Annotated in this window: 22 protein-coding genes and 1 pseudogene; 9 read left to right on the forward strand and 14 right to left on the reverse strand. The window is 52.9% G+C overall.

The genetic code is table 11. The annotated features are described in order from the left end of the window. Window positions 1-2: 2 nt before the first annotated feature. From GT3570_RS09250 to GT3570_RS09290, 8 genes are all read right to left on the reverse strand, one after another. Window positions 3-2,093 carry a BglG family transcription antiterminator gene (locus GT3570_RS09250; RefSeq protein WP_062898675.1) on the reverse strand — a complete coding sequence of 697 codons (2,091 nt, stop codon included), beginning with the start codon at window positions 2,091-2,093 and terminating at the stop codon, window positions 3-5. Between the two features lie 312 nt (window positions 2,094-2,405). Further along, a complete protein-coding gene (locus tag GT3570_RS09260; RefSeq protein WP_020279058.1) occupies window positions 2,406-3,854 on the reverse strand; it encodes a PTS mannitol transporter subunit IIBC in 1,449 nt (482 codons plus the stop codon). 142 nt (window positions 3,855-3,996) lie between these two features. Continuing rightward, window positions 3,997-4,500, reverse strand: a complete 504-nt coding sequence (locus GT3570_RS09265) for a PIN domain-containing protein (RefSeq protein WP_021322439.1) — start codon at window positions 4,498-4,500, stop codon at window positions 3,997-3,999. Beyond that, window positions 4,493-4,768 carry a UPF0175 family protein gene (locus tag GT3570_RS09270; protein ID WP_223813678.1) on the reverse strand — a complete coding sequence of 92 codons (276 nt, stop codon included), beginning with the start codon at window positions 4,766-4,768 and terminating at the stop codon, window positions 4,493-4,495. The genes GT3570_RS09265 and GT3570_RS09270 overlap by 8 nt, the downstream gene beginning before the upstream one ends. Window positions 4,769-5,277: 509 nt before the next feature. Continuing rightward, the gene (locus GT3570_RS09275) at window positions 5,278-6,738 is read right to left on the reverse strand and encodes a CoA-acylating methylmalonate-semialdehyde dehydrogenase (RefSeq protein ID WP_062898676.1); all 1,461 of its coding nucleotides are present in this window, start codon (window positions 6,736-6,738) and stop codon (window positions 5,278-5,280) included. A 201-nt stretch (window positions 6,739-6,939) separates the two neighbouring features. Next, the gene (locus tag GT3570_RS09280; RefSeq protein WP_023633756.1) at window positions 6,940-8,127 is read right to left on the reverse strand and encodes an iron-containing alcohol dehydrogenase; all 1,188 of its coding nucleotides are present in this window, start codon (window positions 8,125-8,127) and stop codon (window positions 6,940-6,942) included. A 194-nt stretch (window positions 8,128-8,321) separates the two neighbouring features. Beyond that, window positions 8,322-10,031 (reverse strand): sigma 54-interacting transcriptional regulator, encoded by a 1,710-nt coding sequence (locus GT3570_RS09285; RefSeq protein WP_062898677.1) that lies wholly within the window; start codon window positions 10,029-10,031, stop codon window positions 8,322-8,324. A gap of 388 nt (window positions 10,032-10,419) precedes the next feature. Continuing rightward, window positions 10,420-11,367, reverse strand: a complete 948-nt coding sequence (locus GT3570_RS09290) for an aldo/keto reductase family protein (protein ID WP_013523972.1) — start codon at window positions 11,365-11,367, stop codon at window positions 10,420-10,422. Window positions 11,368-11,615: 248 nt separating this feature from the next. Here GT3570_RS09290 and GT3570_RS09295 point away from each other — a divergent pair, with 248 nt between their 5' ends. From GT3570_RS09295 to GT3570_RS09320, 6 genes are all read left to right on the forward strand, one after another. After that, window positions 11,616-12,344 carry an amino acid ABC transporter ATP-binding protein gene (locus GT3570_RS09295; protein WP_013145090.1) on the forward strand — a complete coding sequence of 243 codons (729 nt, stop codon included), beginning with the start codon at window positions 11,616-11,618 and terminating at the stop codon, window positions 12,342-12,344. Window positions 12,345-12,372: 28 nt separating this feature from the next. Continuing rightward, on the forward strand, window positions 12,373-13,218 hold the full coding sequence (locus GT3570_RS09300) for a glutamate ABC transporter substrate-binding protein (RefSeq protein ID WP_011231463.1): 846 nt from the start codon (window positions 12,373-12,375) through the stop codon (window positions 13,216-13,218). A gap of 88 nt (window positions 13,219-13,306) precedes the next feature. After that, window positions 13,307-13,960 carry an amino acid ABC transporter permease gene (locus GT3570_RS09305; protein ID WP_014196037.1) on the forward strand — a complete coding sequence of 218 codons (654 nt, stop codon included), beginning with the start codon at window positions 13,307-13,309 and terminating at the stop codon, window positions 13,958-13,960. Between the two features lie 16 nt (window positions 13,961-13,976). Continuing rightward, entirely contained in the window at window positions 13,977-14,627 is a 651-nt protein-coding gene (locus tag GT3570_RS09310; RefSeq protein ID WP_023633758.1) for an amino acid ABC transporter permease, read from the forward strand. 223 nt (window positions 14,628-14,850) lie between these two features. Beyond that, the gene (locus tag GT3570_RS09315; RefSeq protein ID WP_068895666.1) at window positions 14,851-16,104 is read left to right on the forward strand and encodes a sensor histidine kinase; all 1,254 of its coding nucleotides are present in this window, start codon (window positions 14,851-14,853) and stop codon (window positions 16,102-16,104) included. A gap of 50 nt (window positions 16,105-16,154) precedes the next feature. Further along, a complete protein-coding gene (locus tag GT3570_RS09320; RefSeq protein WP_062898678.1) occupies window positions 16,155-17,054 on the forward strand; it encodes a response regulator in 900 nt (299 codons plus the stop codon). Window positions 17,055-17,381: 327 nt separating this feature from the next. On the opposite strand, the pseudogene GT3570_RS09325 reads toward GT3570_RS09320, so the two are convergent. After that, window positions 17,382-17,552: pseudogene (locus GT3570_RS09325) on the reverse strand (MurR/RpiR family transcriptional regulator); the annotation flags it as partial. Between the two features lie 164 nt (window positions 17,553-17,716). Between GT3570_RS09325 and GT3570_RS09330 the strand changes: the two are divergent. Then, on the forward strand, window positions 17,717-18,244 hold the full coding sequence (locus GT3570_RS09330; protein ID WP_014196045.1) for a YceI family protein: 528 nt from the start codon (window positions 17,717-17,719) through the stop codon (window positions 18,242-18,244). Window positions 18,245-18,297: 53 nt separating this feature from the next. Here the strand turns inward: GT3570_RS09330 and GT3570_RS09335 are convergent, their stop codons facing one another. From GT3570_RS09335 to shc, 5 genes are all read right to left on the reverse strand, one after another. Further along, complete coding sequence (locus GT3570_RS09335; RefSeq protein WP_062898679.1) at window positions 18,298-19,074, reverse strand: 3-hydroxybutyrate dehydrogenase; 777 nt, start codon at window positions 19,072-19,074, stop codon at window positions 18,298-18,300. Then, window positions 19,071-19,376, reverse strand: a complete 306-nt coding sequence (locus GT3570_RS09340; RefSeq protein WP_014196047.1) for a 4a-hydroxytetrahydrobiopterin dehydratase — start codon at window positions 19,374-19,376, stop codon at window positions 19,071-19,073. Before GT3570_RS09340 ends, GT3570_RS09335 begins: the two co-directional genes overlap by 4 nt. Window positions 19,377-19,378: 2 nt before the next feature. Continuing rightward, on the reverse strand, window positions 19,379-19,966 hold the full coding sequence (locus GT3570_RS09345) for a Uma2 family endonuclease (RefSeq protein WP_062898680.1): 588 nt from the start codon (window positions 19,964-19,966) through the stop codon (window positions 19,379-19,381). A gap of 124 nt (window positions 19,967-20,090) precedes the next feature. After that, window positions 20,091-21,341, reverse strand: a complete 1,251-nt coding sequence (locus GT3570_RS09350; RefSeq protein WP_033025583.1) for an esterase/lipase family protein — start codon at window positions 21,339-21,341, stop codon at window positions 20,091-20,093. A 230-nt stretch (window positions 21,342-21,571) separates the two neighbouring features. Continuing rightward, entirely contained in the window at window positions 21,572-23,428 is a 1,857-nt protein-coding gene (shc, locus tag GT3570_RS09355) for a squalene--hopene cyclase (RefSeq protein WP_062898681.1), read from the reverse strand. Between the two features lie 84 nt (window positions 23,429-23,512). On the opposite strand from shc, the gene GT3570_RS09360 reads away from it, so the two are divergent. Continuing rightward, complete coding sequence (locus GT3570_RS09360; protein ID WP_062898682.1) at window positions 23,513-24,664, forward strand: DUF2515 domain-containing protein; 1,152 nt, start codon at window positions 23,513-23,515, stop codon at window positions 24,662-24,664. Beyond that, the gene (locus GT3570_RS09365) at window positions 24,591-25,046 is read left to right on the forward strand and encodes a CBO0543 family protein (protein ID WP_033012777.1); all 456 of its coding nucleotides are present in this window, start codon (window positions 24,591-24,593) and stop codon (window positions 25,044-25,046) included. Before GT3570_RS09360 ends, GT3570_RS09365 begins: the two co-directional genes overlap by 74 nt. The last annotated feature ends 57 nt before the right edge of the window (window positions 25,047-25,103 follow it).

Raw genomic sequence — 25,103 nt, forward strand, 5'->3', positions numbered from 1 at the left:
TGTCACTCCTTCATCGATATCCAATAATCATCGAAAAATTGTTCCAAATGGCCGCTAATAAGCGAATACACTTCGTCTTCGCCGCCATAAGCCAACGTGGCCGCGCTTTGCTCGTTCTTTACGAGCAACGTGCTCACATGGCTTAATACTGAAAGCACCTCTTCATCCGCATCAGCAGGACCGAGAAGCAACACGACCGTGTTGATCTCCATCGGCTCCCCGTCCATCCCCGCCACCGTTTGCGGCGAATCAAGTCGGTACATCGTCAGAGACGGACGAAGGACAGCGAAGCTTCGAGCGTGGTAAAGCGCCAGCGTCGTGCCAGGGACGCCAAGCCCGCCAAGCGACTCGCGGCGCCGCAGCTCCTCGATGACGACATCGGCATCGACAATGACGCCACTTCGTTCGAGGCGGCGGCACGCGTCCGTCAATATTTCATGAACAGAGCGCCTCTTGACCACCTCGAGGGAAAAACCGTCCAAAATGTGGACGATCGTCTCGCTGATGCGCCGAACCGCCTTCATCGTGTCGATGGCTGGCCTGTTTCGCCGTGCGGTTGACTCTTTCCTCATCCGCTTTTCAGCGGCCGATTTTCGCTCTAAACACTCGCGAATCTTCCGCGCTTCCTCCTCGGTCAGCATCGGGCTGACGACGATATGCGGCCCATACTCCTCAGGAAGCGGCACGGTCGAGATGACGAGATCGTACGCGCTGACATCTTTTCCTTTCCATTCAAACGCGGAAGCTTGTTCCAGCGAAACAATGTCCGGAATCTCTTTTTTCAGCCTCGTCGCTAAAATTTTCGCCGTCCCAAGCCCGCTCGAACAAATGACTAACACCCGCCAGCCTTTTTTCTCCCGCATGAGCGCGGCCGCAAAATGGAGCACCAAATAGCCAATCTCCTCATCCGGGATCGGAATGCCGCCAAACAGCTGCCGCGCCCCATCTGCGACAATAGCGAACAGCTCCGCATAGTCTTGTTTGATTGGATCAAGCAGCGGATTGGCGACCCCCATTCCGTGTTCGAGGCGATACAGAGCCGGCTTTAAATGGACGACAAGGTCTTCGTATAACGTACGGTCGGCGGATAAATCAACGCCGATCTTATCACTGACAAAGCGGATGAGTTGTTGCGCCTTCATGCCGACGGCCAAACTCGGCTCCTCCATCACCATTCCTTGGCGGCTGCGCCATTTCGCTCCCATCAAGTGCATCGTCATATAGCCGATTTCTTCATTTGGAATGTCAATGCCAAACGCTCTTTTCAACGATTCGGCAAGCACCTCCGCGATTTCATACTCTTTCGTCGCCTGAAGCGCCTGCAAATCACGCGGATCGAAGTGGATCGCTTCTCCCCGCTTGATGCGCTCGATGGCGAGCGCCAAATGGACGACGAAGGCGATGTACGAGCTGTCGGCCATCGTAAACGGAAGCTTTTCTTTCACTTGCTCGATTTGCTGCTCAATGACAGCGAGCTTTTTTCTGTCCACAAGCCCGAGCAGCTTCTCCGCCACGGTGTCAAGCGGAGCGTCCGTCCGTTTTTGGATCGTCTCTTTCATCAATGCCAAAAATTCGTGTTCATCAACATGGCGGAACAACAAGTCGCTCATCAAGCGCCGTTTCGCTGATTCCGAACCGGCAAGCTCCACCCCGTATCCGCGCTTGCGAATGAGCGAAAGCCCGTACGCTTCTACCGTTTGTTCCAATTTGTCCAAATCCAAGCTGACAGTGGCGACCGTGACGTTCAAGTCATGGGCCAATGTGACGAGTTTCACTGGCTCGTTGGCTTCCAACAGCGCAATTAAAATCATGAGCTGCCGCTCTTCGGGGGTGTATTCATGATGAGAAAGGCGAAACAGCTCTGCGGCCAGCGCCTGCTTCTTTTCCTCTTCCCCGACGAGGCGGATGCCGACTCCTGCTCTTTTCGCGAGCTTAAGCCCATAGCGGCGGAAGACCGATTCCAAACCTTGCAAATCACGATGAACCGTGCGGGCGCTGACATTCAGTTCCTCCGCCAATTCGCCGACTGTTATGTCCCTATCGTCCGCCAACAACCGTTCAAGCAACTTCCGCTCCCGTGCCGATACGTACATCGCCGTTCACCTCCCATCACGGAACAGCATTGTTGACATTTTTGAAATAAATCTTTGCCTCTTCCATTCTTATTTTAAGGGCTTTTTTCTTGATTTGACAATGAATAGATGTTTCGTTTTCGTCATTGTTATTGTTGACAGATTTTAATTTTGCATGTACTTTTCTCTTTCGTCGTTTGACGAAGTTCACCGCGGTCGGGCACATCTATGCGGATGGGAGCGGAGGAAAGTGCCCCTAGCCGTCGAGGTAAACGGGAAATCACAAAGCAAAACGCAGGGGGGAACGCCATTTCCCCTGCGTCTCATGCCGATTTACGCGTTCTTTTTCAATTGCTCGATCAATTCATCGTATTTCGGGCTGTTTAAGAAGTTTTCGACCGATACATGGTACGCATTGGGCAACTTCGCCTTCGCCCGGTCGGTCAAGTTTTGATGGGTGACGACGATGTCGGCGTCGGCCGGAAGCTGGTTGATCGCTGTATTCGTCACTTCGATATCGAGCCCGGCCTTTTGTACTTTGTTGCGCAAAATCGATGCTCCCATCGCGCTCGAGCCCATTCCCGCATCACACGCGAACACAATTTTCTTCACGCGGCCAGGAACCGCTTGGGCCACAGCTGCCGAAGCGGCTTCTTTCTGTTGCAATGCGGCAGCCACTTGGCTCTTTTTTCCTTTCAGCTGTTCCATTTTTTCCGTTGCTTTCGTCAACTCTTCTTCCTCTTCGGATTGTTTCGCCGCTTTTAAGAAAATCGAAGCGACGAGGAACGACACCGCTGCAGCGACGAACACGCCGGCTAGCACGCCGAAATAATTCCCTTTCGGCGTCATCGCCAGCAAGGCGAAAATGCTTCCCGGCGACGGCACCGCCACCAGCCCGGCATGGAGCACCGTAAACGTGAACACGCCGCTCACGCCGCCCGCCATGGCTGCCAAAATCAAAATCGGTCGCATGAGAATGTACGGGAAGTAAATTTCATGAATCCCGCCAAGGAAGTGGATAATGACTGCCCCCGGCGCCGATTGTTTCGCCATCCCCTTGCCAAACAGCCAATACGCCAGCAAAATCCCCAACCCTGGACCAGGGTTCGTTTCCAGCAAGAACAAAATCGATTTTCCGGTTTTCGCCGCTTGTTCGACGCCAAGCGGGCTTAAAATTCCATGGTTGATCGCATTGTTCAAGAACAGCACTTTCCCCGGCTCGATGAACAAGTTCGCCAGCGGCAACAAGTGCCAATCAATGATTTTTTCCACTCCTGCCGCTAACGTTTTACTGATCACAGAAATGACCGGGCCGACTCCTTTAAAGGCGAGCAGCGTCAACACGCCGCCGACGATCCCGGCCGAAAAGTTGTTGACGAGCATCTCAAACCCTTGTTTCACTTTTCCTTGGAAGAGCCCGTCTACCTTTTTGATCACATAACCGCCAAGCGGCCCCATGATCATCGCGCCTAAAAACATCGGGATTTCCGAACCGACGACCACGCCCATCGTCGCCGTCGCCCCGACGACACCGCCGCGGACGTCGTACACCATTTTGCCGCCCGTATAGCCAATCAACAGCGGCAGCAAATACGTAATCATCGGACCGACGAGCTTCGCAAACGTCTCGTTCGGCAGCCAGCCGGTCGGGATAAACAGGGCGGTAATCAGCCCCCAGGCGATAAACGCCCCGATATTCGGCATAATCATGCCGCTCAAATAACCGCCAAACCGCTGAATCTTCACACGGAAGCCTGTTTCGTTTCCGGTTGTATGCGTCATAAAGCTGTTCCTCCTTTTTGGCTTGACTGTACCTTTATCTTAAAACGCTTACAACCGGCCCTTCAATGATAAGTAAACGCGATTTTGTCAAGGGGGTTGTTGACAGGTTTTAAAAAGGAAAAGCCGAGCGCGGCGGGCGGGGTTACGGCGTTTCTTCTGCCAACGACAACGCCTCTCGATAGAGACGTTGGGAGAGATAAAATCCATTTTCAAGCAAAGTGTCTAACAGCGGCTTGACTTCCGCTATTTTCCTGTTTTTCTTTCCCAGAATCAAAACTCCGATTGTACCGATAGGCCGTAAAAGGAATTGTTTCGACAATGATCTGGCAGCATGCTCATCAATCACAACGACTTGAGCACCAAGTTCTTTCGCTCCAATAATAACTTCTAACTCCCCGGCATGGAATTTTCCATATAAACTTTCAACAAGGCTGCGATTTTTTACATGGTATAGCCTAAACACCCCCTCGCTGACCAATCGTTTGAGCTCCTCTTTTCCATAATGGCGTGGGGCATGGTTATGAACAATTTCTTGATAGACAGCTTCCGGAACATATACTTCATCAAATAGTTCAGACAAAAGAGTCAATTGACCAACGATCGACAGACCTATAATCGGTGTAGAATTAACCGTAACCCTACTCATTGTGATCCCTATTTTCTTTGCTCAATTTTTGCACCGTGTCCCAATCATCTTTGATGTGTTCCTCCGTATATTCCATCCAAGGAATCGCCTTCGAACGCAATACATCGATAAATTCCCCTAAGGATTTTCCTGCCAATTCAGCCGCTTTCGCCAGCGTCACCTGTTTTCCAACAAACAAACCAATCGCCAATGAAAGCTTTATTTTTGCCTCAACTGTGTTGCCTTCCAATTCATTAATGGCGGGCAAAAACTCTTTCGGCAAGTTCACCTGAAAGTAGTCCATGGCCATTGAACTCACACCCTTTTTTATTTTATTCTATCACACTTCGCGCCTTTTGGATGCTGTCACGGAACGAATAGCATTTCCAAATTTTTTACTACACGCTCAACACGATAGAAATGAAACCGACTCAATTGAACACTCCCCACCCGCGCTCACGTAGAGAAGTAGGGGATTCTCGGGAACACCCTAACATACGGTAAGCTGTCAGCTAAGCCATCCCTGTGCATCCCACCGTTGAGCTTCCTCAAAAAGATCGCAATCGAAGCCCTTCCTTTGTTCTTTTGGTGCAAGGGGAAGATCGTTGGTGGAAGACGCCGGTTCATCCCCCACTTACGCTCATGCTTGGAAGTTGAGGCCTTCTCGGTTCGAGGTGATAAAAAGGGGACTGACCCAAAAGGGTAATTTTCCTTAACAAAACACAACATATTGTCTATATACGGTAATAAGAAAGGGTGTCCCGATCCTTTTGGGACACCCTCTTACAGCCTATTTTACTAATATCTCGCCGTCACCATTTTCTTTCTCGTGTAAAATTCGACGCCGTCGCGGCCGTTGGCATGGAGGTCGCCGTAAAACGAGTTTTTGTAGCCCGAGAACGGGAAAAACGCCATGGGCGCCGGGACGGCGACGTTGACGCCAAGCATGCCGGCGTCGATTTCTTCGCGGAACTGGCGGATCGCTTTGGCGCTATCGGTGTAGATGCAGGCGCCGTTGGCAAATTCCGATCGGTTGGCGATCTCAATCGCTTCGTCCAGATCGCGGGCGCGGACGACCGACAAGACCGGGGCGAAAATTTCATCCGTCCAAATCGCCATGCCTGGTTTGACATGGTCAAAAATCGTTGGACCGATGAAATACCCTTTTCCGCTTGTCGCCGAGTCGCGGCGTCCGTCGCGGACAAGGAGCGCCCCCTCTTTTTCGCCGATTTCGATGTATTTGATCGTCCGCTCTTTATGCGACTCGCGGATGACCGGGCCTAAAAAGACGCCTTTGTCGAGCCCATTGCCAATTTGGATGCGGTCGGCGGCTTCTTTGAGCCGTTCGACCAACTCATCGGCGATATCGCCGACTGCAACGACGACCGAGCACGCCATGCACCGCTCGCCCGCCGAACCGAACGCGGCGTTAATGATGTTCGTCACCGCCATATCGAGGTCGGCGTCCGGCATGACAATCGAATGGTTTTTCGCACCGGCGAGCGCCTGCACCCGCTTGCCGTGGGCGGCGGCTGTTTTGTATACATACTCGGCGACCGGCTGCGAGCCGACGAACGAAACGGCTTTAATATCTTTATGTTCTAAAATGCCGTTCACGACCTCGTGCGCCCCATGAACGATATTGAGCACCCCCGGCGGCAGTCCGGCTTCGGTGAACAGTTCAGCCAAGCGGTTGGCCAGCATGGGCGTCCGCTCAGACGGCTTCAACACAAACGTGTTGCCGCAGGCGATCGCGAGCGGGAACATCCAGCACGGCACCATCATCGGGAAGTTAAACGGCGTAATCCCGGCGACGACACCGAGCGGGTAGCGGTACATCCCCGATTCGATATCGGTCGCGATATCCGGCAGCTGTTGGCCCATCATGAGCGTCGGAATCCCGGCCGCAAACTCCACGCATTCAATGCCGCGCTGCACTTCACCGTAGGCGTCCTCATAGACTTTGCCATTTTCTAGCGTCACAAGTCTAGCGAGTTCGTCCCAATGTTCGACCAACAGCTGCTGGTAGCGGAACAAAATGCGGGCGCGACGCGGAACCGGGACTTTGCGCCATTCGCGGAACGCTTCTTTCGCGGCCGCCACCGCCGCATCCAGCTCCTCGCGCGAGGAAAGCGGCACTTTCGCCAATACTTCCCCCGTTGCCGGGTTCGGCACGATTTCTTCTTTTCCGGATGTCGAAGCGACCCATTGGCCGCCAATAAAGTTTTTCAATGTTTTTGTTTCGGTTACAGAGCTCATGAATGAAACCACCTTTCTAGTCGATCTTTCAAAAGATTGGTTCATGAACGTACACAAGAGCTATGGATGATCGGCGAGCGCTTCCTTTCGCGGAAACGGCCGGCGGGCTGAACGCTTCCAAAAAGCGGCGTTCTTTGCTGTCTGTTTGCTGCTGGTCGCTGTCATGCGTCCTGCAATCGCCATCCCAGCCGCCGGACTCATTTACGAACTTACGGTTTTGGTGTCGTACTGATAGTCGTAACAATAATGGTACAATGCCACAATTTCCTCATGCGTCGGCACTTTCGGGTTGTTGGCGGGGCTGCCGCTCGCAAGCGCGTCAGCCGCCATTTTGTCCACCACCTTGTCAAACGCTGTTTTGTCAATGCCCCACGTTTTCATATTCGGGATGTGCAAATCGCGGCAAAGCTGTTTCACTTCCTCAACGAGCGCCTCAGCCGCTTCCGTATCGGAAACGTCTTTGAGCGGCGGCTTGATGATTCGGGCGATCACCGCCAATCGTTCGATGGCGCTGTCTTTTGTAAACTCAAGCACCCCCGGCAGCAACATCGCGTTCGATACGCCGTGCGGCACGTGGAAAAGCGCTCCGATCGGCCGCGACATGCCGTGCACGAGCGTCACCGAGGCGTTGGAAAAGGCCATGCCGGCCTTCATGGCCGCGATCGCCATTTTCTCCCGCGCTTCGATGTCTTGACCGTTTTCGTACGCCCGGCGCAAATGGCCGATGATCGCCTCAATGGCGGATAGAGCTAACACATCGGTCACCGGATGGGCGCGTCGGGAAATATACGCCTCAATCGCATGGCACAGCGCATCAACCCCGGTCGCCGCTGTAACGGACGGCGGGCATGAAACCGTGAGCAACGGGTCGACGATCGCCACGGCCGGAAGCAGCGCCGGCTGGGAAATCATCATTTTGACGTCTGTCTTCGTATCAATAATGACCGTCACTTTCGTCACTTCGGAACCGGTGCCGGCCGTTGTCGGAATAGCGATGAGCGGCAGCGGTTTTTCGGTAAACCGTTTCTGATTGCCGACATAGTCGCTGATCGTTCCTTCGTTCGTGATCATCACCGCCACCGCTTTGGCGGCGTCGATGCTGCTGCCGCCGCCAAGAGCGATAATGACATCGCACTGCTCGCTCCGGCAGACGTCAAGCGCTTCCTTCACATGGACATCCGTCGGCTCCGTGTCAACCCCTGTGTACTTGGCAAACGTCATCCCCACCTGTTGCAAGTATTGCTCGCAACGGGCGACAAGGCCGATTTTCTCCATCACCGGGTCGCTGACGATCAGCGCTTTCGTCCCGAGCGCTTTTGCCTGTGGGCCGACTTCGGCGAACGTATTGCGCCCATACACAACCCGGCTGGGCACCAACAATTCGTACATCGTTTCCCCTCCTTTTTTGACAACGGTTTCATTTCCTTATGAAGCAAATTCCGTGCCAACATACAAAAGACGCCATGATAAGGGGGCTGTTTCGAAACAAAAACGCGTTCACCGACAGTAAGCAGACATTTCTCCTACAATACCAGACACTTATCCAACAGAGCAACAAAAAACAACGGCTTTACCGCCGTTGCCTACAATCCGTATTTTTTCAGCTTCTCATATAACGTCGAGCGGTGAATGCCGAGCCTCCTTGCCGCTTCCGCCTTGTTTCCGCCCGCCGCCACCAGCGCCGCAGCGATGCGCTCACGTTCCGATTGATAGACCATTTCTTTCCACCGATCAGCCATCTTCACACCACCGTTTGGCAAAGACGAGGCTGCCGGTTGAACGGTCGACAAGTAAGACGGCAAGTGTTCGCGTTCTACTTTTTCCCCTTCGACCATGCTGATCAGCCATTCGACGACGTTGACCAGCTCGCGGACGTTCCCCGGCCATGAATAGTGGACAAGCACTTCCATGGCCTCTTTGGTAAACGACTTCAACGCGACGCCAAACTGCCGGCACATCCGATCCATATGGTAAGCCAACAGCGCGGGAATATCCGTTTTCCGCTCGCGCAATGGCGGAAGATGAATGCGAATGATATTCAACCGATAAAACAAATCTTCGCGAAAGGTTCCATTCCGCACCATCTCCTCGAGCGGCTTGTTCGTCGCGGCAATAATGCGCACGTCCACCTTTGTTTCGTATAGTCCGCCGACTTTTTCCACTTTCTTTTCTTCCAAGACGCGCAAAATTTTCGCCTGCATGGCAAGCGGCATATCGCCGATTTCATCCAAAAACAGCGTCCCTCCATGGGCGAGTTGAAACTTGCCGGGCTTGCCCCCTTTTTTCGCACCGGTGAACGCCCCATCTTCATAGCCGAACAGTTCCGCTTCCAACAACGACTCAGGGATGGCGGCGCAATTCACGCTGACAAACGGTCCGTCCGCATGCGGCCCAGCTTCATGGATCGCCCGCGCCACCACCTCTTTCCCCGTTCCGCTTTCACCGGTAATGAGCACCGTCGACGGCACGCGCGCCGCCCGACGAATCATCTGCTTCACAGCGGCGATCGACGGGTGGCGGCCAATGATCCGCTCGATTCCTTTCGGGGCGGAGGCGGCCGTCTCCTGTGGTTTCGCTTCTTTCTTCTCCTTCCGGCTTGCCTCACGCGACAGCTCCTGCAGGCGCCGGAAAATTTCATATACTTCCGATACCCCTTGGAAAATAAGCATCCCGATCGCCCCGATCACCTTGCCGTCCCGCCAAATCGGGATGCGGTGCACAACCATCGGCTGGCCGTAAATTTTTTGAATATATCCTCTTTCTGGAATGCCCGATTGAACACAAATGTGCAGACGGGTGTTTTCGATCACTTCCGTCACATGTTTTCCGATCGCTTCTTCCCGGCGAATGCCGAGAAACTGGCAATACGCCCGGTTGATTTCACGAACCACGCCGCCCTCATCGACGACAACCACCCCTTCGTACGCCGCATCCAGCACCGTTTTCATCGTCTCAGCCAGACGGTGCGTTTCCTCCAACTCACGCCGCAGTCGCTCGAGCTCATTCGTTGCTTTGGAATCGCTTTCGGACATTGGCATTGCAGCGCAGACGCCTTCCTGTTTCGTTTCCCACTTGTCGGAAAATGCCATCAATACTTCCCCTATCGGCATGGAACGATCGAGCCCATCCGCCGCCGCCCGCAGCATCATCCGCCACGTGCACCGCCCCACCGTCCGGCCATGCTCATCGATCACGTTCACCGACTCAAGCCCACGAGCCGCCATCCGTTGCATGACTTCTTGCAACGTTTGGCGACAAACGACGGTTGGCAAAGCACTGCAATCACTCGCCATTCCCCATTCCCCTTTCGTTCTTCCCTCTTTCCGTACCGTTCGCCGTTGGCGTGAAAAAATCCTTCTGTTCCTTCCTTGGAAATGCTGTAGAAGGATGGTGATTGAACAGGAAATACGGCTCAACAATGGGATTTCTCAAATTAGAAAGCTCCATAAAAGGCTATCTTTCTCTTCACTCGAGAACCGTTGATTTAGGAAAAATGGCTGATTTTCACCAGCCTTCTAGGGAAACACGTACCAATGACAAAAAATGGGGCTGACCCAAAAGGGTAATTTTCCTTAAACAAAACACAACATATTGTTTCTTAATGATTTGTTTTATACCTTATATGCGGTAAAAGTAAATAAGAAAGGGTGTCCCGATCCTTTTGGGACACCCTCACCTCTTTTACGCCAAAATCCCCTCAATTTTCTCGAGCACATCTTCGCTGAGCACGACATCGACCGCTTTGACGTTCTCTTCGACTTGTTCCGGGCGGCTGGCGCCGATTAAGGCGCTGGCGACGTTCGGCTGGCGCAGCACCCAAGCGAGGGCAAGCTGGGACAACGTAATGCCAAGCTCAGCCGCGATTTTTTCGAGTTGTTCCACTTTCGTTAACACTTCGTCATTGAGCAATCCTTGGATAAACGTATTCGCTCTTGGATCAGCGGCGCGGCTGTCAGCCGGCAACGCTTGACCTCGTTTGTATTTGCCGGTCAGCACCCCTTGGGCGAGCGGCGAAAAGACGATTTGACTGATGCCGTTTTGTTCGCACACCGGGATGACTTCCTTTTCAATATAACGGTGAAACATGTTGTATTGCGGCTGATTGACGACGATCCGATCGAGCAAGTAGCGGTCGGCCACGCCGAGCGCCTCTTGAATTTGCTGGGCCGTCCATTCGCTCACGCCGACATACAGCACTTTTCCTTGGCGGACGAGATCATCGATCGTACGCAACGTCTCATCGACCGGCGTTTCTTTGTCATAGCGGTGGCAGTAGTAGATATCGACATAATCCAGTTGCAGCCGCTTTAAGCTCGCATGGAGCTGCTCAAACACATGCTTGCGCGACAGGCCGCGGTCGTTCGGGCCGTCGCCCATCGGCCAAAACACTTTCGTCGCGATGACATACGATTCGCGCGGATATTTGCGCAGCGCCTCGCCGACGATTTTTTCCGCTTCCCCGCGCGCGTAGACGTTCGCTGTGTCAAACGAGTTGATGCCAAGTTCGTACGCCTTGTCAATGACGCGGATCGCGGTTTCTTTTTCCACCGAATTTCCATATGTAAGCCAGCTGCCTAAACTAATCTCACTGACTTTCAGCCCCGTGCGGCCGAGTTTTCGATACTTCACCTTCGCTCCCCTCTCCTTTTGACGGCAATCAATGCCAAATTCTTCATGTCCTCATTATAATCCTCGATCGCTGATTTGCAAAGAGATTTGCCTTACTATTCAAAAAATGACTTCCCCTTCTTTGCGTCCATCATCGTCTTTTTCAATCGATTCACAAAATTTTTGTAGATTTCCGTAGATTTTCGTAGATGCGCATTTACAATCAATTCGAAAAACATTCACAAATTTGTCACAAAGGAGGGGGGCTATTGATTTATTTCCACCAAGTCAACAAATACTACGGCGATTTTCATGTGTTGAAAGACATTAACTTGACGATCAACCAAGGGGAAGTCGTCGTCATTATCGGGCCATCCGGTTCGGGCAAAAGTACGCTCGTGCGCTGCATCAACCGGCTCGAGACGATCTCAAGCGGCGAATTGATCGTAGACGGCATCAAAGTGAACGACAAACACATCAACATTAACGAACTGCGGCGCAATATCGGCATGGTGTTTCAACATTTCAACTTATACCCGCACATGACCGTCTTGCAAAACATCACGTTGGCGCCGCGCAAAGTGCTCGGCATGTCTGAAAAAGAAGCGAACGAGATCGCCATGTATTACTTGGAGAAAGTCGGCATTCCGGACAAAGCGAACGCCTATCCGTCCGCGCTGTCCGGCGGCCAGCAGCAGCGCGTCGCCATCGCCCGCGGATTGGCGATGAAACCGAAAATCATGCTGTTTGACGAGCCGACATCAGCACTTGACCCGGAAACGATCGGCGAAGTGCTCGATGTCATGAAGCAGCTGGCGAAAGAAGGGATGACGATGGTTGTCGTCACCCACGAGATGGGGTTTGCCCGCGAGGTGGCCGATCGCATCGTCTTTATGGATCAAGGGCGCATTTTAGAGGAAGCGCCGCCTGAGGAGTTTTTCGCGGCCCCGAAAGAAGAACGGGCGCGCGTCTTTTTAAGCCGCATTTTAAACCATTAATTCCGGTCAATCAAAGGGGGTTTTGTTCATGAGAAAGAAAGCATGGAAATGGTGGATCGCCGTCGCCTTGACGGCCTTATTGAGCGCTGTTGCTTTAACGGGCTGCAGCACAACGGACAAAGGAGAAGGCGGAACATCGTCAGAAACCGCCAAAGCGACCAATACGCTTGAAAAAATTAAACAACGCGGCAAACTCATCGTTGGCGTCAAATATGATTTGAACTTATTCGGGTTGAAAAACCCGGAAACCGGAAAAGTCGAAGGATTTGACATTGATATTGCCAAAGGGTTGGCGAAAAAAATTCTCGGCGATGAAAACAAAATTGAATTGAAAGAAGTGACGTCAAAAACGCGCATCCCGATGCTGAACAACGGGGAAATTGACGCCATTATCGCCACCATGACGATCACCGAGGAACGGAAAAAAGAAGTGGATTTCTCGGATGTGTACTTTATGGCCGGGCAATCGCTGCTCGTCAAAAAAGACAGCCCGATCAACAGCGTGAAAGACTTGAAAAAAGGCATGACCGTTCTGACAGCGAAAGGATCGACATCGGCGGAAAACATCCGCAAAGTCGCGCCGCAAGTCAACGTGCTTGAATTTGAAAACTACGCGGAAGCGTTTACCGCATTGAAAGCCGGCCAAGGCGATGCGCTTACGACCGACAACGCGCTGCTTTGGGGGATGGCCAAACAAGATCCGAACTATCGCGTCCTTGATGAAACGTTCACCGAAGAACCGTACGGCATCGCCGTCCGCAAAGGAGACAAAGAACTGCTGCAAGTCATCAACGAATACTTGAAAGAAATTAAAGAAAACGGCGAATACGATAAGATCTACGAAAAATGGATCGGCAAAAAGCCGCAACAATAACAGGCGAAACGGTGGGCGGAACAATATCCGCCCACCTGTTTGCCCAAAGGACAGGCCATGAGTCAGCGAGGAAAGGAGGCGTTTAGCCTTGTTGCGCTATTCTATTTTAGTTGAACATTGGGATTTGTACATGCAAGGGTTTGGCCATACGATCAAGGCCAGCGTGCTGGCGCTGATCGGCAGCTTGGCCCTGGGGACTATCATCGCCATTTTCCGCATCGCGCCGATTCGCCCGCTCAATTGGATCGGAACGGCGTACGTGGAATTTATCCGCAACATCCCGCTTGTGTTGATCGTCTTTGTTTTTTTTATGGGCTTGCCCGCCGTCGGCATCCGGTTTGACTCGTTTACCGCCGGAACGCTCGGACTGATGGTGTATACCGCTGCTTTTATCGCCGAAGCGATCCGCTCGGGCATTCAAGCCGTTCCGAAAGGACAAATGGAAGCGGCCCGTTCCTCCGGGTTGACCTACTTACAGGCGATGCGTTACGTCATCTTGCCGCAGGCGGTGAAAATCGTCATTCCGCCGCTTGGCAACCAGTTCATCAACTTGGTGAAAAACTCTTCGGTGCTTGGCGTCATCGCCGGATTGGATTTAATGTATTACGGCGACTTGATTTCCTCGAAAACGTTCGTCACCTTTGACGTTTATATTTTCGTCGCCTTGTTTTACCTCGTCTTAACGATCCCGCTCAGCCTTGGCGTCGGCTACTTAGAGCGCCGGCTGCTCAAGGCGCGGTAGGAAAGGAGGCCAAATGATGGATTTTGCCGGTGCTTACGCGCCCGCCCATTTGAAGTTTTTGCTTCAAGGGTTTCTCGTCACATTGGAAGTGGCGTTCATTTCGATTGTCTTGAGTTTTGTCTTTGGCATTATCATCGGAGTCATTCGCTATACGAAAATCCCGGTGCTTTCCCAATTGCTGGCCGTGCTGGTCGAAACGATCCGGAATTTGCCGCTGTTATTAATCATTTTCTTTACGTATTTCGCCCTTCCGGAAGTCGGATTAAAGCTTGATAAACTATACGCCGCCATTTCGGCCTTGGTCATTTTTGAATCGGCCATGTTGTCAGAAATCGTCCGCAGCGGCCTGCAGTCGATCGATAAAGGGCAAATCGAAGCGGCTCGCTCATCAGGGCTTACGTATGGGCAGACGCTATGGTACATCATTTTGCCGCAAGCATTGCGGCGCATGGTGCCGCCGATCGTCAGCCAGTTTATTTCCTTATTGAAAGATACGTCGCTGGCCATTGTCATTTCCTTGCCGGAATTGATGAACCATGCGCAAATCATTAACGGCCGCAACGTCAATTTTGTCATCCCGATCTTCATTCTTGTGGCGTTCATGTACTTTATCGTCAACTATTCGCTGTCGTTATTATCTCGCCGGTTGGAATACCGTCAGCGATGATGGAACCGTATCCCCTTCTTCAGCCGGGGCATACGGTTTTTTCTTGCCATCTCTTTTCGTTAAAAAAGATCCGTTGTTTTCGCTTCCCTGTTATATAATAGAATTATAGATTAGGCCATGACTTTCACAAAGGCGGTGACGTCCACTGTTCCAAACGAAAAAAGAACCGCTTTGGCTTCTTTTGCTTTTGCTTTCTGCTGCTGCGTTTCTGGGCGAAATGAAAATGAATCCGTTTGACAGCCCGTTTCGCGTCTCACTCGGCAGCGCCGTCTTTTTTCTCGGGCTTGTCGCTTTTACTTCCCTGCCCCCGCTTGTCATCGGCGCAAGCACCGGAGCGGTGGTCGTTGGGTTTCGCGTCTTTCTTGACTCATTGACGGGCGAAATGTCCGCTTCAGAAAGTGTGCTGACCCACATTCCGGCAGCCGGGTATTATATCAGCTTTTCAGCGATGGCGGCTGCCGTTCGTTTTCGCCATCGAATGGCCGCACCGATTCGAGCTGGAGTGGTTGGAGCGGCGCTCGACTTTTTTGCTAACGCCTGTGAACTAGGGATCCGGTATTGGATGGGGGAGCCGTTTGCCTTCAGCGGCCAAACAGTCATCGTCTTATGGTTATTCGCCATTTTGCGCAGTTTCTGCGTGATTGGCGTTTACAATATGTGGGTGACGAAGCATGTCCGCTCGCTCGCTGAAGCGAGAAAGCAAGAACTCGAGCGTCTCATTATGGTGAGCAGCGGATTATACGAAGAAATGTTTTACTTGCAAAAATCAATGGCTCTCATGGAAGACATGACGCGCCAAAGCTATGACCTTTACTCGCGGCTGATCGAAAGAAAACACGTTGAACCGCGCGTCGCCCTGGAGCTTGCCGAACATATTCACGAGACGAAAAAAGATATGCAACGCATTTTCGCCGGCCTTTCTAAGCTTATCGGCCGCCAATCGGTGCGCGGGCGCATTTCGATTGCCGAACTGTGCGCCATGGTCATTCGCGCCAATGAAAAATACGCCAACTTATCCGGAAAAACGATCACATTTTTGTACAACGGCCATATCGATCTCATGACCGACCAACTGTATCCGCTTCTTTCCGTGTTGAACAACTTGGTATCGAATGCCGTCGAGGCGATTGAGAAAACGGGCGCCGTCACTTTGCATGCACGTCTTCGCGGAAACGAGTTAATCATCGAAGTGGAGGATACCGGCCCCGGCATTGCGGCTGATGACATCACTTGGATTTTTCAGCCCGGATTCACAACAAAATACGACCGCCAAGGCAATCCGTCAACAGGCATCGGTCTTACCCATGCACGCGATATCGCCCAAACACTTGGGGGGCATCTACAGCTCGTCAAAAGCGAGCCGGGGCAGACGGTGTTTCGTCTTGCCGTGCCGACAGCCCACCTCCTGCAAAGCACGCCGATCACAGCCGAAATGTCCGATCACGAGGCTGACCAGCAAGAAAATGCCGTGATGTAGGGCAATGGCACCCATTCTGGAACTTCCAAAGAAAGGAGAGAACAAAGGACATGGGGCTTCGCTTTTTTCTCATCGAAGACGATCCCGCCGTAAGGAAGATGTTGGAAAAGTTAATTGATGAATCCGAACTTGGCGAGGTGGTCGGCTGTGCCGAAGATGGACTGCACGTTCGCGCGGCCGACTTGCTTCACGTGGATGTGGTGCTCATTGACTTGTTAATGCCGGGGCGTGATGGCATTCAGACGATCAAGGCGTTGCGGGAAGAAGGATTTGCCGGAACCTTTATCATGATTTCTCAAGTTGAAAACAAAGAAATGATCGGCCAAGCCTATTTGCATGGCATTGACACGTACATTCAAAAACCGATCAACCGCTATGAAGTGCTGTCCGTGCTGAAACGCGTCGCCGATCACATGTCCGCCGTCCGCTCGCTCGAGTCGATCCGCCAGGTGCTCAAAGGGCTTGAGACGCAAACGGCCGATGCCGCCGTCTCCAAACCGTCCGCCATTGAGCAACAGGCGCAACAGCTTCTGCTTCTTCTTGGCGTCGCCGGCGAGGCGGGCAGCGCGGATGTGCTTCTCGTGGTGCGCTGGTTGGCCGAGCAAGAAGCAAAAGGCCTTCCCGTCCGCGAACTGCCGCCGCTGAAAGAACTGTATGCAGGACTCGTCCAGCGGGAATACGGCCTGTCCCCGACTGAAACGGCCAAGGAAGCGCGGGCGATGGAACAGCGCATCCGTCGGCTCGTCTTGCAGGCGTTCACCCATCTCGCTTCCCTCGGCCTGACCGACTACACGAACCCGACGTTTGAGCATTTCGCACCTAGGCTGTTTGATTTCGGTGACATCCGTCGACGGATGAAAGAGCTCGAACGCGGCCAAGCTGAGACGGAATGCCGGATGAATGTGCGGAAGTTTTTAACGGCTTTTTTTCTCGAGCTGAAGCGCGTCTAGAAAGCTGGTGATTTAGTGAAGAAGGCTGATGGCCCCGCCTATTTTTCAATTAGAGAAACCTTGCCGGACGGACTTGCGATTCTGATCCAACGCCGTTGATTTGCGCGCGACGCCCCGTTTTTCACTAGGCTTCTAGGGGTGGGGAATCCACCATCCCCTTCACTTCACGACCCGCAAATGCGAAAAACTTGGAACTCGGGATGATGAAGTTGCGTTTCCTGTTAAATGGCCAGTCTTCTACATGATGATGGGGCTGCCTTTAGGACAGGTCAACCTTTTTCATTCCTTATGCCAACTGCGCCGCTCTTCGCTAGCAACGAATGAGACAAAACGAACGACACTCGCTTCGCTTGTGTCAGCCGCCTGAGCCAGTTCTTTCGTCGTCATATTCGGCACGAGCTCAGCATGATCGAGAATGTAGGCGGCTACCTTTTTTTCCGCCGGTGAAAACCGTTCCATTTGCTGTTCAATTTTCGTTAAAATGCCAAGTTCATTCATCTTTTTTCTCCCTTTCCGTCCACCGTTTCATATTCATCTTATCATGGATGGGCGTCTGTTCTTCACGCCAATAAAAACTTTAATAAAAAATATTTGAATTCGAGATATATGTTTGCTATGATAATGATGTGAATATGAATCGTATGACAAGAGGAGGAAAAACGATGACAACATTTCAACTCGACAAAGCGCACAGCTCTGTCGCCTTCCAAGTGAGACATATGATGATCTCCAAAGCGAAAGGGGAATTCACCAACTTTGACGTTGAGGTGCAAGGCGACATCAACGAACTCGAGTCGCTGAACGTGAAAGCGACGATCGACGCCGCCTCGATCGATACGAAAAACGCCGACCGCGACAATCATCTCCGCTCGGCCGACTTTTTCGATGTCGAGAACTATCCAACCATTACGTTTGTCAGTGAGTCCGTGCGCAAGCTTTCCGACACGGAATATGAAGTGACCGGGAAGCTGACGATCCGCGGCGTGACGAGAACGGAAACGTTCAAAGTCGAATACAACGGCCAAGTGAAAAACCCGCTCACCGGCGGCATCTCGGTCGGTTTTGATGTCGAAGGAACGATCAACCGCGAAGACTACGGGTTGGTATGGAACGTCGCGCTCGAAACCGGCGGATTCCTCGTCGGGAAAGAAGTCAAAATCCTCGCGAGCTTTGAATTCGCTCTCAGCTGAACGACCAAGCAACAAGCCCTTAGCCATTTGCGAGGCTAAGGGCTTATTGCGCTTCATTGCGCCGTATACCCGCCATCGATCACGACCGCCTGGCCGGTGATTCCTTTCGCTTGTTCGCCTGCCAAAAAGAGAACATAATGGGCGACTTCTTCAACGGACAAGAGCCGCCGCTGCGGCACGAGCGGGTAAATCACTTCCTCGAGCACCTTCTCAAGCGGCACCTTTCTCGTCGCCGCCAAATCAGCGAGCTGATTGCGGACGAGTTCTGTGTCGACATACCCCGGACAAAGTGCGTTCACCGTAATGCCGTACGGTGCCCCTTCTAGCGCCGCCACTTTCGTTAAGCCGATCACCCCGTGTTTTGCGCTGTTGTAGGCGGCTTTTCCGGCAAACCCGATCAATCCGTTAATCGACGCCATGTTGATAATGCGGCCGTAGCGCTGCTCCTTCATCAGCGGAAACGCATGCTTAATGGCCAAAAACGGGCCGACGAGCATGACGCGGATCAACTGCTCGAACTTCTCGGTCGGAAAGTCTTCAATATTGGCGACATATTGCAAACCGGCGTTGTTCACGACAATATCGAGACGCTCCCACCGTTTGACCGCTTCATGGATCGTTTGTTTCACCTCTTCTTCCACCGTCACATCACACTTGACGCCGACGGCCTCGCAGCCTAGCTGCCGCAACGACTCTGCCGCCTGTTCCACCTCTTCCTGCTTCAAGTCGGCAAGCACGACGTTCACGCCGTTGGTTGCCAACGTTTTCGCCACTTCATAACCGATCCCCCGCGCCGCTCCGGTGACGAGGGCTGTGCGATGCGCCATCATTCCCCTTCCCCCTGCTTCATCTGGTTATACACCTCATCATACTGCTTCGCCAAGTCAAAATCGAGCTTCGTCAGCCCTTTCGCCCGCCATGAGGACAGTTTCACTGTAATGAGCTTGTAGTCGATCGAAATGAACGGGTGGTGGTTTGTGTTTTCCGAAATCGCGGCGATTCGCCGAACGAACTCGATTCCTTGCAAGTAGTCTTGAAAACGGTATTTTTTCACAATCCACCGCTCATCGACCAGCTTCCAGCCGTCCGCTTTTTCAAGCAGCGCTTGCACTTCCTCTTCCGTTAACCGCATCGTTATCCCTCACCCTCTATATTTTGAAATATGCCAGCCAGCGAAACCGTCAAATCAGCGAACAAAAACGAGACGAGCACATCGCCTTCGCCAAAGACGCTCCGCCTCTCATACCCTTTTTCACCGCGGCCGTACACTTCCACCGTCCGATGCAGCGGATCGACGATCCAATATTCCTTGACGCCAAACTGTTCGTACAACATATACTTTTCGTTTCGATCTTTCAACGCTGTACTTGGCGAAAGCACTTCCACTACCAAGTCAGGCGGACCATCGCAGCCTCGGCTGCCAATTTGGCTTTGATCGCAAATGACGGAGATATCTGGTTGCACGACATGCTTCGCCTGTTCATAGTCCGCCTGCTCATCAAGGCGTACATCAAATGGCGCCATGACAACCGTGCATCCTTTTTCACGAAAAAATGCCCGCAAAGCGACATACAATTCACCGACGATAGACTGGCGGACAAATGAAGGGGCCGGTGCCATGTTGTAGGGCACGCCGTTGATCAGCTCCCACCGTCCGTCCCACTTGACATAATCTTGATACGTATACCGTTCCTTTTGCCGCTCGGTCGGCTTCACGTCCATTCCCCCACCCGCTTGCTTTGCCCCTATTATACCATCGGACATCCGCGGCCGTCATACAACTCAAGAGCTTGCTCCTCAAAAAAGAGCCATCCGGTCGAGATGGCTTTTTCGCAAAATACTAGTTTTAAGGCCGCAAGCTCGCCAACTGCTCGGCAAGTCGCAAATAAAAGGCGCGAATATCAAATGACGGATTCGGGTCAACGCCGATGATTTCCAAATGGTCGACATTGTACGTTCCCATGTCATTCCAAACCCCTTTTTTCAACGCCCCGTCATACGGTACGATCCGATCACTTGATCCACGCTTTGGACCGTTCATGGAAACCGTATTGACAATGCCATCGTTTTCAAGCCAGCGGTCGTCAATGCCGAGCGTCGGATTGCGGTACGAACCGAGAAACGGAGCGCATACGACCGCGCTGAATGCATTCATTCCGAGTTCGGGATAATAGTTGCCTGTGAGCGCTCCGCGATACGTCCGTTCTGTGGCAAAGCTCAAATAATACGTATTCGGGCTTGCTTGCACCCATTGATTCAACTTCTCAGCTCCGGAAACGGATAAATCGTAGCGGGCGGTATCTGTCGACGTCCAAACAGGGGAGCGCTTGAGCCGTTCAAAATAATGGTCGAACGATTCACCCGGCTGGCGGCGCAGTCCCCATTGGTCGAGCTTAAAATCGTATACTTGACTCGTGTACGGCACGTTGCTGGCGACAGCCGCCGCTTCCAACACCGCTTTTTGCAAGTCAAAAAAGCGATCGGTGAAATCAACCATGTTGACAAGCGTCGTCCCGTCATGAGGAGTGGCGATGGTCGTCACACTCAACACAACATGATGTCCACCTTCAAACAACGGTGACAACGACACGTTGTGCGCCTTGGCGTACTCCCGCTCTTCTTGGCTTCCGTTCTCTAGGAGCGAGACAAGCATGCGGGCCGTCTGCCCCCCTTGGCTGTGGGCGATGATATGGATGCGGCCACCCCTTTTCAATTCCGGCAACAGGCCGGGATAAGTGCGGCCAAACCGCGCATGGCCGTGCTTCGCCGCATGGGCTGCCCCATAATCGACCGTCCCGCCGACAAGCTGAGCATACGCTTCACACGCCCGGTCCCAGTTGCTCGAGAGCGGTCCGACCGCCAGCGTATAAGTTCGATAACCGTTGTCGTTCAGCCATTGTTCGATATCGCCTCGCACGCCGCCCCAGTACTTGAACCCAAACATTTCTTCTCTTCCCCAGCCAGTAAAGCCATGGAGAAGTACAATCGGCGCATCGTTGGCGCGTGAAACTGCCGCTTCAGCTCGCCCTCCCGGGACCGATAGGCCGAATACAAGCCATAATCCGAGCAACACAAACATAACCCGACAGCATTTCATCACGCTCTCCTTCTCCTCCCCTCGAATCGACTGAACCCCTTTATTCAGAATTACCTGAATATTCTATACTAAATAATCAGGCTATTCAATCCCGGCAATTGTCGGGTTTTCTGATGAGGGAAAGAGAAAAATGCACTTTTGTGCCGTCATATTTCGTTTCTCGCCGACAGCGAGAGGGTGATGCACTATGTCATGGCAGCGTTCCATCACCGCCTCGTACGGACGGTTGGCTAATCCACAAACGGTCCGAACTTTTGCTCGTAATGGGCGAGCGCCAACAGCGGAAAAATGTAGCGGTAGCCATGGTAATGGATGTAAAAGGCGCCGGCCATCCCTTGTCCGACCGGGTACGAGGCGGTCCAATCCGGGTGATGAAGCATACGGACTAGGGCGCGAACGCCGGCTTTCATTTCCGGGGTCGGCCGCTCGGCGGCAGCGATCAGTGCATCGAGCGCCCAGGCGGTATGGACCGGCGTGCTGGCGCCAAGCGGCACATACGTCTTGGCTTCGTCGCTTTTGCACGATTCACCCCAGCCGCCGTCATCGTTTTGGATGCTCAACAACCAACGGACCGCTTTTTGCATCGCCGGGTGATCGATTGGAACGCCGACGGCTGAGAGCCCGGTCACCGCCGCCCATGTGCCGTACACATAGCAAATCCCCCAGCGCCCATACCACGAACCGTCGGCTTTCTGATGGTCAAGCAGCCAGTCGACAGCGCGGGCGGCGGCGGGGTGGTCTTTCGTGATCCCGGTGAATGTTCCGAAATATTCGAGCGTCCGCCCGGTGAGGTCAGCGGTGGATGGATCCATCAGCAAAAACTCCGCCCCTTCGATCGGTAAATACCGCCAAAACCGTTTGCCTACGTTCTTTTCAAACGCCGCAAACCCGCCGTCATTGTTTTGCATCGAAAACAGCCATCGATTCGCCCGGTCCCACGCATGGCGGAACGCTGTCTCTTTCGCTGCCGCCTGGCGGATGGCGCGCAGCGCGGCGGTCGTATCGTCGACATCCGGGTTCATCGTATTCACATCGGAAAATCCCCAGCCGCCCGGTACGCCGTACGGGTTGTGCACCGCCCAGTCGCCGTAGCGAATGTGCTGGCGCGACAACAAATAGCGGTTCGCTTTCTCAATCGTCCGGTCGGTCGGCGGCACGCCCGCTTCCTGCAGCGCATAGCTCGCCAACGCCGTATTCCAGACGGAAGCGGTTGTATATTGCATATGCGTATGCCCATCGATTTCGGTTCGCAGTGAGCGCAAACCGCGAACAGCTCGGACAATATGCGGGTCGTCTTTTGGATAACCAAGCGCGAGCAGCGCAAAAATGAACAAAAACGTCGAACTGAAGTAGCTGTACAACGTTCCGTCCGGCTCAATATGATCAAACATATAACGGACGGCGCGTCGTTTGGCGGCATCGTGCAGTTCAGCCGGAAAACCGATCAACGCTCGCTTGATGTATGACCATAGCGCCCGGTTTTCCGGCAGCCGCCAACCTCCACGGGAAGCGGCCAAATCACACAAGTCTGGGCTTTTCGCCGTTTTCCTACTGTACCGTCGCTCCGCGGCGACGAGAAGCGGAATCATGTTCGCTCTTCCGTACACGGAAAGGTCATACATATTGAGCGGAAACGACGGGGGAAGAAGGAAAAATTCAAGCGGCAGCGGAAACCGTCTTGGCCACGGGTGCTGTCCAGTCAATGCGAGCATCACTTTCGTAAACAAGTGGACGCGTTCTAAGCCGCCCATTTCCAAAATGCGCATTTTTGCCTTTTGCATGTGCGGATCGGTTTTTTTTCGGTAGCCGGAGTAAAGCAAGGCATAATACGCCTCGGTTGTCGCCGTCACGTTGCCGTCGCCTTCATCGGTAAACAACTTCCACGCCCCGTTCGCTTCCTGTCGGCTTTCGATCCGCTCGACGAGCGCCTGAATCAACGGTTCATCATCGATTCCGAGCGTCCGCAATAAAATGATCATATAGGCGTCTGTCGAAATGCCGGTTTCAAACGGAAACCGCCACGATCCGTCGGCCGCTTGCGACCGTTTGAGCACGGCAATCAACGTGCTTCGTTCGTCGGCCACCATGCATCGCCTTCCTTTTTCACAAAATTCCGTTTCCTTCCATATTTATTCGTCTGGTGGGCGGTCGATGCACCAAAGGGGGTCACTATGCGTTGCCTGAGGCCGAAAGCGTCATCCCTTCCCCTTTCCCTTGTTGACGTCTATCGGGAATTAAAGAAAAAGCAAAAGAAAGGGTACACGATCGTATCTGAACGTGACTTAACCGCCAAAGAGCGGCAGCTCATCCGCCGCATCCGGGCGGTGACCGCGGAACACAACGAAAACAATGTGACCCGAACGGCGGCGTATCTCGATTTTTACTTGCGCCATCGCGAAATTCATTGGGCGTTTTTAGGACATATGGTGTCGCGCAACGGCGGCTGGAACATGACCGACTTAAAAGGGGAGCTGCTCATGCGGCTGCTCTCGGAAGACGAGCGGCAGTCGTTTTTCACCTTTTTGGAGCGCGGCAACTGGCTGATTTTCCAAGATATTTATCCGCAGTTTTTGCTGTATGAAGAAAGCCAAAAGTACGGCCGACCGCTCTTTTATTTATTGCCGTATGTTGGCGTTTCGACGTTTATGGAAACGATATGGAACCATTTTTGGCACCGCGGCGATCTGTACACGTTGGCCATCGCCCTCGTGATTAACGAACAAAGCTATTTGGAACGACGAGTCATTCAACATCCCGTATTTCAGCAAACCGTTTTTCAGACGCTCAAATTTCAACTACAAGAGCTGCTCCATTTCAATCACATCTTGTTCCCGCATGACGACGGCCAAGGCGGCACCGCTTTGATCGGTCAAACGCTTCATCAGTTTGAGTCGCTCCATGAACGCATTTTGCTTGGCAAACGGCTGTACTCGATTTTGTTTGACAATGAAGAAACGCTGGAAAATGCGGTGCGCTGGGCTGTCAGCCATCCGCATACCGGTTCGCGCAAAGATTATTGGCCGCACTTGTTTAACGATGTGTGCGAATCGTTTCCAAGGGAACCGTACCGCCGCCGCGTCCGCGACTGCCAAATCGTTCCCGGCGCCCCGCGCCTGTACAGCCCACAGCTTCGTCACGCGTGGAAAAACGTCGTCCATGAGGCGGCCGAACCTGGCGATTGGTTTACAGATCCGCACGTCGTCCGCTATCTTGTTAAACCGGAACAACGGATCAATGGGGAGATCGTTCATGCGTATTGTGAAACACTTGAAAAAATCGAACTGGCGATCATCGCCAAAAACGCCTTCTTCCACGCGCGCTAGGCGCCGCGCCTATCTTGCCTCGGCGCTGCTTTCCTCTTGGGCCGGGACGTATTTGGATTTGTATTTCACCGGAAAAGGGGTGTACGTCTTTCCGAAGCGCCCGTTTCCATCCCTCTTTTCGATCGATATTTTCTTTACGATGGTGGTTCTTCCGCTATGCACCGTCTTGTTTCTTTGCCTGATGGAGCGGCTTGGCCGCCTCGGACGCATTGGCTTGATCATCGCATCGGCCGCATTGATGGCAACATTCGAAACGAAAGCAGAAGCGTACGGCTTGTTCGTTCACGCCGCTCTGTGGAGGCATTCGTATTCTTTTGCTGGGTATGGCGTATTTCTCGCCGTCATCTGGAGCTTTTATCGCCGGTTTCAACGGATTGACTAGCATCGATGCGCATAAACAAGCGGCTGACAAGCCACGATAACAACGAAACGAACTGTT

The organism is Geobacillus thermoleovorans, assembly GCF_001610955.1.
In the GTDB taxonomy this organism is placed as follows: domain Bacteria; phylum Bacillota; class Bacilli; order Bacillales; family Anoxybacillaceae; genus Geobacillus; species Geobacillus thermoleovorans.